The following is a 13,957-nucleotide window of genomic DNA, read 5'->3' on the forward strand; positions in this document are numbered from 1 at the left end:
AACGTTCTATCACCTCCACTTTACAAGAGCTAGATACACATATTGAAACACGTTAGATGAAAGGCGAAGAGATTATCAAAGAGTGGTTCGCGGCCAAAGGCTGGCAACAATTCGCCTTTCAAAAAGAGATGGCTCAGGCTTACCTTTCGGGATACTCCGGCCTGCTTAACGCCCCCACAGGCAGTGGAAAAACATTTGCCCTCTTTCTGCCCTTCGTTGCTGATTACATTAATCGACATCCAAACGATTACAAGACCAGAAAAAACAATGGCTTGCTTATGCTGTGGATAACACCACTGCGCGCCCTTACTAACGACATCAGGAAAGCTATGCAGTCGGTTGTTGACGACCTTGGCTTACCCTGGACTGTTGCCACCCGCACCGGCGACACCTCTGCGAAAGAAAAAGCGGCCTTGAACAGGAAAAAGCCCGAGGTTTTGCTTACCACTCCGGAGAGCTTGCACCTGATGATCGCACAAAAGGATTATCCAAAAACCTTCGAACACCTGCAACTAGTGGTAGCCGACGAATGGCATGAGCTACTGGGAACTAAAAGAGGGGTTCAGCTAGAGTTAGGCCTCTCCAGACTTAAAGCCATCAGGAAGAACGCGATCGCAGCTTTTCCAGGGCAGGCACTTAACCCTCAGCAGTTTCGAATTTGGGGTATCTCCGCTACCATAGGGAACCTCGACCAAGCGGCTCAGGTTTTACTGGGCAATGAGCTGTCTGACGTCAAAGTAAAGTTGATCAGGGCGAAGCTCAATAAAAAGGTGGTTATCGAATCAGTTATCCCGGATCATATAGAAAAGCTCTCCTGGTCCGGGCACCTGGGGATTAAGCTTTTGCCGCAGGTTATGGAGATTGTTGCTAAAAGCACCACAACCCTCATCTTTACCAACACCCGCTCCCAGTCTGAAATTTGGTATCAAACTATCCTCGCAAAGTACCCGGAGTATGCAGGTGTGATGGCCATGCATCACGGTTCACTGGATAACGAGCTACGAAGCTGGGTAGAGGAAGCGCTCCACAAAGAGATGCTGAAAGTGGTAGTCTGCACCTCCAGTTTGGACTTAGGAGTAGACTTTCGTCCGGTCGATACCGTCATCCAAATTGGCAGTCCGAAGGGAGTCGCCCGGTTTATGCAACGGGCTGGCAGGAGTGGTCACCATCCGGGTGCCACCTCCAGAGCCTGGTTCGTGCCCACCCATTCTCTTGAGTTACTCGAAGGCGCGGCTATTAAACAGGCGATGAAAGAAGAAGTCTTCGAAAGCCGAGATCCGGTGATAATGGCGATGGACGTGCTGACGCAATACCTCGTCACCCTTGCTGTATCAAACGGCTTTCGACCGAATGAAATTTTCCAGGAGTTAAAAACTACCTACGCTTACGCTGATTTACAGGAAAAAGAGTACTCGCAAATCCTCGATTTTATAACCAAAGGCGGAAAAACACTTTCGGCCTATGATGAATTTTTAAAAGTCGAAATAGAAAATGGCCTCTACAAAGTAAACAGCAGGCGGGTAGCCATGCGACATCGACTAACGATGGGCACCATAGTGGGCGACGTTAGTATGCGGATTAAATTTTTAACAGGAGGCTATTTGGGATCGATCGAAGAAGACTTTATTGCTCGATTAAAGATTGGGGATAACTTCTGGTTTGCAGGGCGAAGCCTGGAATTGGTGAAGGTGAAGGAAATGACGGCTTTTGTGAAAAAATCTGCCAAAAGCAGCGGGAAAGTCCCAAGCTGGATGGGAGGACGAGTTCCCCTCTCCTCTCAATTATCCGCGATGTTCCGGAAAAAGCTGGACGAAGTAGCCCATAAAATTGAAAAAGATGTTGAAATAAAAACGCTGAGGCCCCTTTTTGATTTACAGGCGGAGATGTCGCACCTTCCCCAAAACACTGAGTTTCTGATCGAGAAGTTCAACTCGAAAGACGGCTATCATTTATTTTTCTATCCCTTTGAGGGACGTCTGGTACATGAAGGGATGGCTTCTTTGTTCGCCTATCGAGTCGGGAATATCAAAAAAGCGAGCTTCTCGATTGCTATGAATGATTACGGGTTCGAACTTTTGTGCGACGAAGAAATTCCGATTGAAATTGCTCTTGAAAGGAATCTCTTTACTGCAGAAAATCTGCTCGACGATATACAAAATAGCCTGAACGCGAATGAGATGGCCAGAAGGCGTTTCCGGGATATTGCGCACATTGCCGGTTTAGTTTTTACCGGCTTCCCCGGAAAAACAATGAAGAACCGCCACCTTCAGGCTTCTACCTCCCTGCTTTTCGATGTCTTTAGCGAGTATGAACCGGATAATGTACTGGTAAGGCAGGCCTACAACGAGGCGCTCCAGTTCCAATTAGAAGAGTTCAGGTTAAGAAGTGCATTGCGGCGTATTCAGGGTTTGAAAGTAGTTATCACGCAAACTGAGAAACCTACTCCTTTTTCCTTTCCTATTATGGTTGACCGTCTTCGGGAGAAATTATCGACTGAGTCTTTAGAAGAACGCGTTGCAAAAATGGCTTTGAGTTATTCTAAATAATAATTGCCCGAAAAATTGTGCTCTATTTACCATACACGTTAATTAAAATTACCCGAAATAGGTTTTTAAAGCCGATTGGCAAAGCTTTTGCAAGATGTTAAACGACAAGATTTTTTACTATGAATTTAAAGAGAACCTTTGGGACCATTTTGACGATACTAGGTATCGTTGGATTAATATATGCAGCGGTAGGGTTTGTTCAGCACTCTGAAGGTGTCCGCGAGCTGGTAGTTTTCAGTATCCTCGGATTTATTTTCTTTTTTACCGGGATTGGTTTGGTGAAAGGCACACATGACGTAGCCAAAATGTAATGGACCTCTAAATATAAAAAGGCAGCAGCTCAAAACTGCTGCCTTTTTATTTGGATTGCAAAACAATGATTTAAGCCGTCACGGATTTCGGCAAGCTTAGATCGATCAACTCCTGCTCGTTGAAGTAACGGTGTAATGCATCCTCGAGCTTTGGCAGCAACATCCCTTTGGTACTTGTTAAGACACTGTGCTTAGGCCTGCGAGCAGGATATTTAAACTGATTTAAAGACATCGGAAGAATTAGGGAGGAATCCAGATTCGCTCGTTTTGCTACGTCTGCAGCAAATAGCGCCCAGGTGGTTTCGCCAGCATTAGCCAAATGCCATATCCCGTATTCTTCGTCCAGCATCAAATCCAGACTGGCATTTACCAAGTCAGGAACGTACGTTGGAGAGATAAACACATCTTTAACCGCAGCAAAAGCTGACTTCGCTTGCAAGCTATTCAATACGCCCGTCACGAAGTTATAGTTGTCCCAGGGTCCGAAAAACGCACTCGTTCTTATAATGAGGGCGAATGGGTCAGCTTCCATTACCAGCCGTTCAGCCACTGCTTTACTTCTTCCATATACGTTCAGAGGCGAAACATAGTCCGCTTCATCATAATGGTCTTTCTTCAATCCGTCAAAAACCAGATCGGAAGAAAAAGTTAAAAATTTGAAATGATATTTTTGAGAAAGCCTGGCGATGTAAGCCGGGCCATAAGCGTTAGCAACATAACAAGCGCCTGAGCAAGTTTCCGCGTCATCAACTCTCACGAAACCCGCTGCATTAACGATAGCCCAGGGTCGCTTCTGTTTGATAACAGATTCTATTACCAGAGGGCTGGAAATGTCAAACTCCTCCCGTCCCAGCAACTCATACCTGATGCCTCTTAACTGACATAAGCGGGCGAAGGCATTTCCGAGGGTTCCGGTTTTGCCGATAATCAGCAAAGGCTGTGAGCTCTTATTTTCCTTACTAATCTGACGAACATTTTGCCGGAAGTATAAAATCCTCAGATCCTTTTTCCACCAGCCCTCCTCCTCCAAAACAGGATGAGTAAGTTCTTCGCCAACAGCAAGGTTCTGCAACAACTTCGCCAATGCGGTCGGACGAGGCTTACCTGCTGAAAGATCAAAAATCCCGGGTTCATAACTCACTTCTTCGCTGGTCAGCAGTTTATTCCAACCGTAAGAGCCGAGCATAGCCCAACCTGTTATCGCCCTTACATCCACTGATTCCGATTTCAGTTCGTTACAGGCAGTATATATCTCCTTGATCCACCGCATCTGCTCATCGCGGGTACATCCCAAATGCACCTCTGTTACGGCCATTGGAAGTTTAAATCGCTCCCAGGCTTCACGCATCAAACGTTTGATCCCATACTCCTCGTCCAGATCGACTCGTACTGCTTCCACGTCAGCATATTTGTGACGTCCGTTTCCGCCATGGGTATGAATAGGATATTTCGCCAGATCCTCATCTAAAAATCGTTCAGACGTGGGGTAATAATTGAATCCAAGGATATCTGGAGTGCAGCTATTTTCCCAAAAGAATTCAAGGCTCTCCTGGTGAACGCCCTCCGAAAGCAAGTAGTGCCACAACGGGTGTTTGGGCGTTACATTACCAATCATCAGGTCAAACGAAAGCCAGCGCCGATGATTCTCAAAGTTAGCCTGATATTCAAGCAAAGGTGTGCTGTACGTTCGTCCCAGGTCCTCCGTCTGAATAAGCTGTGCCTCGGGATTCACCTCGTGAATAGCTCTCATGGCTAACACGGTGGCCTTGCACTCATTAATGAGCAGGTTTAAGAAAACCTTTCCACTTTTGCCGTGGGGATACCAATGCCCATAAAGGCCGCAAAACCTTGCCGTCGTTAGCGGCTCGTTTACGGGCGTGTAATATTTCACCCAAGGAAACTTTCGGGCCACCTGAGCAGCGTAAGCTGCCAGGCCGGAAGCAAAATTATCGGTCTCGATTGAAGCATAAGACGGACCGCTTCCATGATGAACCAGGCCTACAATGGGATCTACTCCCAGCTCCCTAAGCCGATTCAGGTTTTTTTCGCTAATATCCCAATTAATCTTACTACCCGGTTCAAGCTGGTGCTTTTCCCACAATACCGGATACCTTAGCCTTTTGATGCCGATCTGCGCTAACAGCTCTATGTCTTTATCCCGGTGATAATGGCCAGAGAATTCCAACTGGTCCATATACCTGTCTTTCACTCGGTTTATGGTGCATTCGATCCCACCCCAGATCTCTACGCTCTGCGAACTATCAACCATACAATAAGAATTAGTTAAGCACTAAGCGGAACAGATACTTTTCGTCCGATCGCTTTCCGTATCAGATCCAGCATGTCCGAGTAAGTCTGATCCCAAGATTTGTCTGCAAGGAAAGAGTCTACTTTCTCTAGCCATTCTTTCTTCGATTTTGACAATTCGCGCTCTGCTGCTGCAACAAATTCCTCAGCAGTACTTACAATACTCACCAGGTTATGCTTTCCATAAGGATTTACGACGTCTTTGATGGGAGTAGAAATTACGGGCACTCCACCAGATAGGTATTCAGGAGTTTTTGTCGGACTAATAAAGCGGGTCGACTCATTCAGCATGAACGGAATCATAGCGACATCCCAGCCAGAAAGATAAAGCGGCAATTCCTCATAAGACTTACCTCCCAAGTAGTGAATATTTTCGTTCTTTGGCAGGATCTCCGGATTAATTTTAACCGTAGGTCCAATTAAGATAAAGTTCCAATCCGGACGCAACGTCGCCACCTGACCGATCAGCTGGTGATCAAAACGTTCGTCGATTACACCGTAGAAACCAAATTTAGGACCTGGCACTCCCTCCTGATCTGCAGGCTGGATATTATTCTGCCGGGCCTGAGCGAAGTGTTCTTTGTCTATACTGCTTGGGAATGGATGGATATTTTGATGTTGATGCTTTTTTGCCTCGTAAAGGCAGTGACCGCCAGTAAATACAACGTCGGCCCTCGTTAGTAACTCTTTTTCCAGATAGGTTAACTCTTTAGGAGCGTTTTTAAATGCAGACAGCTCATCCATGCAATCGTAAATGATTACATCTGGTATATATTCCGCAGAGAATTCGAGAGCCATGGGAGTATAATACCAAAACATGAAATCTGATAAGCTTTTATCCTTTAAAAAGCCCTTCAAAATTTCCTTCTGAATTTTAATGTTATCTTTTTTATTGATGCCTTGTGGCAAATGAGGTACGAGCACATAAAGCTTGTCCTCCCGTTTGCTGATTGATAAGTAACTCTCGCCCTCAGCCTCTACATCAAAGTGAGGTTCCTCAAAAAAATATACATTGAACTCGCGTGCGAAACGAGTAAGTAAATGCTGGGGGCGTTGAAATACGAAATCCCATCTCAAATGAGAAAACACTAATAGATTTTCAGGTACACGTTTCATAGATTCATTTGTTATGTTAGGATTTAACAAGAAGTAAATCGAAACGTTTGCCCTGTACTGAAAATTTTGGCCCGATCGTTCTTAAATGAAAAGAGTTTAACCTTTACGCCAGTCGTTATTAAACAAAAAGATCAGAATTATCTTAAAAAGGAATAGAATTTACACTAATTCGCTGTTGCAACACCTATGTTAGATGGAATACTCTCATTTTTAAGGCGATCAATGGCAGTAATTGCATAATGATACTTGACACCCTTTTTGGCAGTGAAATCAGTGTAGGATGTTAGCTTATTTTCATAAAGAATTTTTAGTATTCCCTCAGGGTTTTGAAGATTAACTTCCTTGCCCGCTTCAAACCGATAAATAACGTAACCGTAGGCAGTTTCGCCATCCCTAGCTTGCAACGGAGCCTGCCAGTTCAGAATTACGCTGCCATTGACCACCGCAGTGGTAAGGTTAAGCGGCGACAAAGGAGGGACGTCGTCCAACCAAAGCATTTGGGGCTGCAAAGCTGGATACCGATAAAAATTGTTGCGCAGGGAATCCTGCACTCCCGCCAAATTGTTTGTAAGCGACTTGGAACTGAAGAACACACTCCCCTGCACTCGCGGATTCTCCCGTAAATAACGGATCTGATTAGGAATTTGTCGCCAGTCGAGCCAACCCTCCCGGCGCTCAGTAGCGCGGTAGGCCGCCTGTCCAATGTATACATGTTTCCCGAAAGCGTTGTTACTCCACCAATCTACCAATTTTTCATATGGCGCTGCACGATAATGGAACGGGAAATATATCTGGGGATTAATATAGTCGATCCAGCCTTCCCTCACCCATTTCCTGGCATCCCCATACAATGCGCTATAGCCGGAAAGGCCAGTACTTTCAGACCCCTCGGGATCCTGAGACTTGTTCCTCCAGATACCAAAAGGGCTAATACCAAATTTTACATGACGTTTAGCGGCATGGATACTGTCCGACAGTTCTTTGATAAGCAAGTCTACGTTATTTCTGCGCCAGTCGGCAATGTTGTCAAAGCCTTTGCCATACAAATTATACTCCCGTGCATCTTGAATTACTTGTCTTTGCGCCGGGTACGGATAAAAATAGTCGTCAAAGTGAACGCCGTCTATGTCATAATTCCTTACCACATTCAAAATCACGTCGACGATGTACTTTCGGACTTCGGGAATCCCCGGGTTGAACAGTTTTTTACCCTCGTAGTTAAAAAACCACTCCGGTCGCTTTCTTGTAATGTGTTCACTGCTGATATCTGCGGGGTTTAAAGTGGTTGAGGCCCGGTAAGGATTAAACCAGGCGTGCAGTTCCATTCCCCGCTTATGTGCTTCGTTGATAGCAAATTCGAGCGGATCGTAAAACGGAAAAGGCGCTACGCCCTGCCGTCCGGTTAAGAACTTACTCCAGGGTTCGTGACTTTTCGCATATAAGGCATCAGCCGCCGGGCGCACTTGAAGCATAATAGCATTAATCCCCGACTGCTGGTGTTCATCGAAAATCCTCAACAACTCCTGCTGTTGTACGTGTGATGGTAATCCCTGGCGGGAAGGCCAGTCTATATTTGCAACAGTAGCGACCCACACTCCTCTAAACTCCCGCTTAACGGGAACAGGATTAACAACAGCCTGAGCAAAAACAGAAGGATTGGCGATGAATATCAGGATATATAGCAGTGCTGGAAATCTAAAACTCATAATTCTTTAAAACCGACGAAGATACTTAACAAACAAGTAATAGGAAGATTTATTGTCCCCAAAGTGTTTCAGGTACTTTTGATTTTTGATCTTTGCCTCATCCCACTTGGGTAAAATATTATATTTGCGATAATAGGGTCAGTTCCCCAAGCAATAATCTGTAAGATTTACAGTTTAAAAAAGCGGGTCCCAGACCAATTTTAATACGATTTTAATCCTTCGAAATGGAAAAAATTTATCCAGAACAAGCTCCTAAAAGAGATTCGAATAAGATCTATTTTTTGATAGCTGTTATTGTTGCACTGCTTGGTACTAATGCTTACCTCTTCTTTAAGGATAAAAAAGCGAACGACAGGATCGTGACGTTAAGTGATGAACGCTCCCGAATGGAAGTCGAAATTGACAAAATTGAGGCAGAACTTGATAAATCAAACAACGCGAATATCCAGTTAACGGCAGATATGCGTGAAGAGCAGGAACTGGCACGCCAAAAAATCTCAGAACTCCGTGAGCAGTTAAGAAGAGGAAAACTGACCCAGGGGCAGCTGGCAAAAGCTCAGCGAGAAATTGAGCAGCTTCGATACTTTGTGAATAAGTACACCTCAGATCTTCAGGAACTTCAAAAGCAAAACGCGGCCCTCACTATCGAGCGCGACAGTTTACGCACTACTGTTGATAATGTAAATCAACGTGCCACCCAGTTAGAACAACAAAACACTGAACTATCGTCTAAAGTAAAAACCGCAGCCGCTTTGAAAGCAGGAACGGTGAACGTAACTCCGCTCAGAGTACGTAACAGCGGGAAAGAATCGGATGTCACCCGGGCGAACGCGGCCAAAAAACTGAGGATCAGCTTTACAGTTGCAGACAATCAACTAGCAGAAAAAGGAATGCACGATGTGTACGTTCGTATCGTAGATCCTAATGGCAATCTTATTGCGTCTGATAATAACAACGTGTTTTCAGCAGATGGAGAGGACCTGCAGTACACTTACAGAACTGCTATCGAGTTTGATAACACCGGAAAGATATTTAATATCGACTGGACAAACCCCAACGAGTTCCAAAAGGGAACCTATACCGTTCTGTTGTACGCTGATGGCTATGCGATGGGCAAAAGCAGCGTTACGCTAAGATAAAGACGACCGTAAAAAAAACTAAAGAGCCAGACCCTTCTGGCTCTTTTTTTTGCCCTTACTTCCGCTGCTTAGCAGCCCACGCTCCCATTTTATCTTCCAGTACGTTAAGCGGCATCACGCCGTCTTTTAACAGTTCATCATGGAATTTGGCAAGGTCGAATTTCCGTCCGAGCGCAGTCTGGTACCTGCTGCGCAATTCCCTAATTTTTAAAGAACCAATTTTGTAAGATAGCGCCTGCCCCGGTATCGCCATGTAACGCTCGATTTCCGCCTCGGCAGCCTCGCTGCTAATAGCCTGATTACTCATCATATAATCGATGGCTTCGCGCCTTGACATCCCTTTCATATGCATACCAACATCTACTACTAATCGCACAGCCCGGTGCATTTCATCTCCTAACGCTCCCATATACTGGAAAGGGTCTGTGTAGAGGCCCAGCTCCTTACCTAAAGATTCCGTATACAACGCCCAACCCTCGCCCATAGCGCCGTACCAGGCAAAACGCCGGAACTTAGGAAGCCCCTCATTTTCCTGCTGTAATGAAATTTGATAGTGGTGTCCGGGGATTCCTTCGTGAAGGAATAAGGACTCCATCCCTGAGGTAATATTAAAGTCTTCGGCATTTAAAATAGGCACATAAAAGATGCCGGGCCGGCTCCCATCTGGAGTACCAGGAACATATTCCGCACTCGCTGAAGCTGCTCTAAAGGCCTCCGTCTGTCGTATTTCGAAAGGCGTTTTAGGGCGGCGGCCGAACATGGTATTTAGCTTTGGTTCCATTTTTTCGTGAATCCCCTTGAAGGCATTTATTACATCTTGAGGCTGTTTGAAAGGACTAAATCGCTCATCGGTTTTCATGTATTCGAAAAACTGCTTCAAATCCCCTATAAAGTTCACCTCGCTTTTCACCTTCTCCATTTCCCACTTGATACGTTTTACTTCCTCGAGCCCGGTTTTGTAAATCTCATCGGGAGTTTTATCTGTAGTTGTCCAGTATTTTACGAGATAAGCGTAAGTATCCTTTCCTCCTGGGATAGCAGAAATGCCTGTGGTACGCCTCGCACGAGGCAAATACTCTTTCTCCAGAAAGTCTGCAAGCTTGCTATACGCGGGTGTTATAGAAGTACTGATCACTTGGCGATAATCCTCAGCAAGTTGCTTTTTGTCTTGCTCAGTAAAATCTGAGGGGAACCTTTTGATTGGTCCATAGAACAAGCTTTTTTCCGGGTCACTCGTTGCCATATCTCGCATTTGAGGTATCATCTTCTCAACAAGTGGCCGAGGTAAGACAACCTTGTTACCTATACCCTTTTTGAAATTAACTATTGCAGAATCCGTCCAAGCAGAAAAAGCAGAAACACGACTTAGCCAGGCCTTATAATCCCGCACGGTCTTAAAAGGTTGAAAACTTTCCCCTGAGCCTAGTTGTCCAATGGTAAGAGGAAGCCCCCAGAATTGTTGAAAAGGAATCATCCACTGATTATGGCGAAGGCCTTCCAGCTGGATTTCCATCTCATATTTAAAGATATCGTAGCTCGTACGGTCATCGCCGCTAAGCTCGTCCCTTTTATACGATTGGAGTTTGGATAAATAAGTTGAATAAAAGGTTTTTAACGAATCTCGAAAGCTCTGGGTTTGATCGTTTCGCAACAGGTGATTGTATCGATAGTCGCCCTGCTGAGTAGCGTCTAGGGGGAAAAGCTTCGCTCGTTCTTCCCAGTACTGCTCGAATAATTGGTCCATTCCCATTTTATCTGTAACCCTTGTTTTTTGGGTGTTGGTGTCCCTGCAGCCTGCAAAACAAATAATTAACAATACAAGCGCTATTAGCCGAAATCTCATCTCAAACATTTATTTAATACCAATTTGTAGTGGAGTTTGTTGTAATAAGAAAAGCAATAACGGGCTAAACCAACTGCCATGGTATTTATTTTATTAGGAGTTTTCTCATTTTTTTGCTGTATCCCATCATACTACCTTATGGTACAATCACACCTACACCTTTGATTATATCCATGGAAGTTGGATACCAGTTTAGCTAGCTGGAGTTGAAGGAGACTCGTCTCCGGCGTTCTCCTTGTTTTGATCTGGAAGCACCTTTACTTCTCGTTCCTCTTCGATTTGGGTAACATGCACTGCATAGGAAGCAGGCCTGATGGTCCGCCCATGTTTCTCTGTGTACACCTGCGTAAATTCGGCCCCGAAGTAGAGGATTGCTGCCGCATAATAAACCCATACCAGTATCACAATTAGCGAACCAGCTGCCCCGTAAGTTGATCCGGGTCCTACTCTCTCAATATATAAAGTGATCAAGTACCTACCCAACATAAACAACAAGGCAGTGAAGATTGCTCCTGCCCGAACATCTCTCCACTTAATTTCCACGTCAGGCAAAAATTTGAATACGATTCCTAGTAAAATAGTAATGATTGCAAACGTCAGCGCGGAATTAAAGATCTGTACCAGCAGTACAGTAACTTCTGGAAAATACTGATGAAGTTTGGTACTAAAGGCGGTGACAATACCATTTATAATAAGCGAAACGATCAGCAAGAACCCCATAGTAGCAATCATCGAAAAAGACAGGAGCCGGTTCTTAAGCAATTTGAGCCAACCTTTCTCGGGCTTCGCTTTCACCCGCCAGATCATATTGATAGAATCCTGAATCTCGACAAAAACCCCCGTTGCGCCGATAAATAGAGTAATTATACCAGTGGTGACCGCAAGAACGGAATTTTCCTTGATAGTTACGTTTTGTATAATTTCCTGCACTTGTAGTGCTGCTTCACGGCCAATAAACTCATTTATTTCTTCGAACAGCTTTCCTTGCAAAGCCTCCTCACCATAAAACCTCCCGGCGAGCGAAATAATAATTAAGAGCAGTGGAGCAATCGAGAAAAGAGTGTAGTACGATAAGGCGGCGCTTAATTTGAAAACGCGATCATTCATGAAGCCGTTGTAAGTCCCGACTAGAATCTGCCAGCTCGTTTTAAAGAAACTTCTATTGATCTGCATTCATCAGGTTTTAACCAATTAATGCAAGAACAGCTAAAAGTGTTTTATGGACTGCTAACTAAACCGGGAAAGTTGGGAGCTGTATAACGCTACCTTACCTGTTAGATACGATCAGCAATTCCAAGTCCTTTGGTGGGATATTGAAGCGCTCAGCCAGATCTTTATTAGTAAGGTGGCCGTGATATAAGTAGATGGCGTTCCTAACTCCCGGCCTTTCCCAAATCACATTCATGATGCCCCCCATTTCTCCTATATCCATCAAAATGGGCGTGAAAATATTTGTCAATGCGTAAGTAGCGGTCCTAGCCACCCTGGAGGCAATGTTGGGTACACAGTAGTGTATTACGTCGTATTTTCGAAAAACCGGGTGTGTATGATTGGTGATCCTAGAAGTCTCAAAACAGCCCCCCTGATCAATGCTGACATCAATGATAACTGAATTCGGCTTCATTTTGCTCACTGTTTCCTCACTAACAATGCAGGGACTCCGGCCGTGTTGAGATCGGATGGCTCCTATTACTACATCGCAGGTAGTAATAGCTTTGTTTAGTACAATTGGCTGGATCACAGAAGTAAAAACGCGGTTACCTATATTGTTCTGTAAGCGCCGCAGGCGATAAATAGAGCTATCAAAAACCTTCACTTCAGCGCCTAACGATATGGCCGTCCGGGCAGCGTATTCTGCTACCGTTCCAGCTCCGAGTATCACAATTTCGGTAGGGGGTACACCGGTGATACCACCCAACATCAGCCCTTTGCCGTCAAAAACATTACTCAGATATTCAGCTGCAATCAGCACGGACGTAGCCCCAACAATTTCACTCATCGACCTGATTACGCTCAATACTCCTCCTTCGTCTCGCAGGTATTCGTAGGACAAAGCGGTAATCTTTTTCTTCATCATCGCCTCCAGACTTTCAGCTTTCAACGTACCCATTTGAAGGGTGGAGAAAAGCACCTGAAAAGGCTTCATCAAATTAATCTCATCCTGCGTCGGCGGACCAATTTTGATGATTATATCCGATTTAAAGATTTCCTTTTTATCATATATGATCTGTGCACCTTGTTCACTATAATCTTTATCCGAGAAATTAGCTCCATTTCCCGCCCCCGTTTCAATTACAACCTGATGCCCGTTATTTACCAGCAGCGCAACAGACAAAGGAGTAAGGGCAATCCGGTTTTCCTGAAAAGACGTTTCTTTAGGGATACCTATACGCAAGCTGTTCTTGCGAGATTTCACTTCAATCATTGCCTCCTGAGGTTGCATGAGAGCTTGCTTGGCGATGTCAGAAAGTTCGCTTATCATTTAACAAGGATAAAATTGGGATGAAAATTACAAAAATGCAGTCAATTCTCATGATTAAATACCATCAAGCTACCAATACAGCGCTTAACACCCTTTCATTTTCGCCCGCTTCTGATATGCTTATTCGGAAATATCTTTCTGGCAGGAAACTGTTTACTTTTTCCGGCCACTCGATAAAGCAATATTCTCCAGAATACAAGTAGTCTTCGAATCCCAAATCGAGCGCCTCGGATTCAGCTTTCAAACGATAGAAGTCGAAATGGTAGATTAAGCCTTTGGGGTACGAGTATTCGTTCACAATAGAGAAAGTAGGACTGGAAACTGCGTCTTCCACCCCCAAAGCAGAGCACAGGCTCTTTATAAAAGTGGTTTTGCCTGCGCCCATCGGTCCATAAAATAAAAAAGTCTTTTCATCTCCTGCTTGTGCCAGAATTTTTGCTGCAACTTCTTCCAGCTCCTCCACAGATTTTACTGAATACTCCATAGCCAAAGATAGCAAGGAAAATA

At 44.7% G+C, this 13,957-nt stretch carries 10 protein-coding genes; 3 read left to right on the forward strand and 7 right to left on the reverse strand.

Features of this window, described 5'->3' with window-relative positions:
• Positions 1–56: 56 nt before the first annotated feature.
• Both J4N23_RS18435 and J4N23_RS18440 read left to right on the forward strand, forming a co-directional pair.
• Positions 57–2,546 (forward strand): ligase-associated DNA damage response DEXH box helicase, encoded by a 2,490-nt coding sequence (locus J4N23_RS18435; protein ID WP_207429308.1) that lies wholly within the window; start codon positions 57–59, stop codon positions 2,544–2,546.
• A 119-nt stretch (positions 2,547–2,665) separates the two neighbouring features.
• A complete protein-coding gene (locus J4N23_RS18440; protein WP_207429309.1) occupies positions 2,666–2,857 on the forward strand; it encodes a hypothetical protein in 192 nt (63 codons plus the stop codon).
• 70 nt (positions 2,858–2,927) lie between these two features.
• Here J4N23_RS18440 and J4N23_RS18445 read toward each other — a convergent pair whose 3' ends face one another.
• The 3 genes from J4N23_RS18445 to J4N23_RS18455 form a co-directional block, all read right to left on the reverse strand.
• On the reverse strand, positions 2,928–5,126 hold the full coding sequence (locus tag J4N23_RS18445; RefSeq protein ID WP_207429310.1) for a family 1 glycosylhydrolase: 2,199 nt from the start codon (positions 5,124–5,126) through the stop codon (positions 2,928–2,930).
• A 14-nt stretch (positions 5,127–5,140) separates the two neighbouring features.
• Positions 5,141–6,280, reverse strand: a complete 1,140-nt coding sequence (locus J4N23_RS18450; RefSeq protein WP_207429311.1) for a glycosyltransferase family 1 protein — start codon at positions 6,278–6,280, stop codon at positions 5,141–5,143.
• 164 nt (positions 6,281–6,444) lie between these two features.
• Positions 6,445–7,986: a glycoside hydrolase family 10 protein gene (locus tag J4N23_RS18455; protein WP_207429312.1), complete on the reverse strand. Its 1,542-nt coding sequence runs from the start codon at positions 7,984–7,986 to the stop codon at positions 6,445–6,447.
• A gap of 224 nt (positions 7,987–8,210) precedes the next feature.
• Here J4N23_RS18455 and J4N23_RS18460 point away from each other — a divergent pair, with 224 nt between their 5' ends.
• A complete protein-coding gene (locus J4N23_RS18460) occupies positions 8,211–9,125 on the forward strand; it encodes a hypothetical protein (RefSeq protein WP_207429313.1) in 915 nt (304 codons plus the stop codon).
• 55 nt (positions 9,126–9,180) lie between these two features.
• On the opposite strand, the gene J4N23_RS18465 is transcribed toward J4N23_RS18460, so the two are convergent.
• From J4N23_RS18465 to tsaE, 4 genes are all read right to left on the reverse strand, one after another.
• The gene (locus J4N23_RS18465; RefSeq protein ID WP_242689287.1) at positions 9,181–10,869 is read right to left on the reverse strand and encodes a DUF885 family protein; all 1,689 of its coding nucleotides are present in this window, start codon (positions 10,867–10,869) and stop codon (positions 9,181–9,183) included.
• A 291-nt stretch (positions 10,870–11,160) separates the two neighbouring features.
• Positions 11,161–12,141, reverse strand: coding sequence for a YihY/virulence factor BrkB family protein (locus tag J4N23_RS18470; protein WP_207429315.1), 981 nt, complete (start codon positions 12,139–12,141; stop codon positions 11,161–11,163).
• A gap of 94 nt (positions 12,142–12,235) precedes the next feature.
• Entirely contained in the window at positions 12,236–13,450 is a 1,215-nt protein-coding gene (locus J4N23_RS18475) for an alanine dehydrogenase (RefSeq protein ID WP_207429316.1), read from the reverse strand.
• A gap of 64 nt (positions 13,451–13,514) precedes the next feature.
• A complete protein-coding gene (tsaE, locus tag J4N23_RS18480; protein ID WP_207429317.1) occupies positions 13,515–13,934 on the reverse strand; it encodes a tRNA (adenosine(37)-N6)-threonylcarbamoyltransferase complex ATPase subunit type 1 TsaE in 420 nt (139 codons plus the stop codon).
• Positions 13,935–13,957: the final 23 nt, after the last annotated feature.

The organism is Pedobacter sp. SYSU D00535 (assembly GCF_017355855.1).
In the GTDB taxonomy this organism is placed as follows: Bacteria; Bacteroidota; Bacteroidia; order Sphingobacteriales; family Sphingobacteriaceae; genus Desertivirga.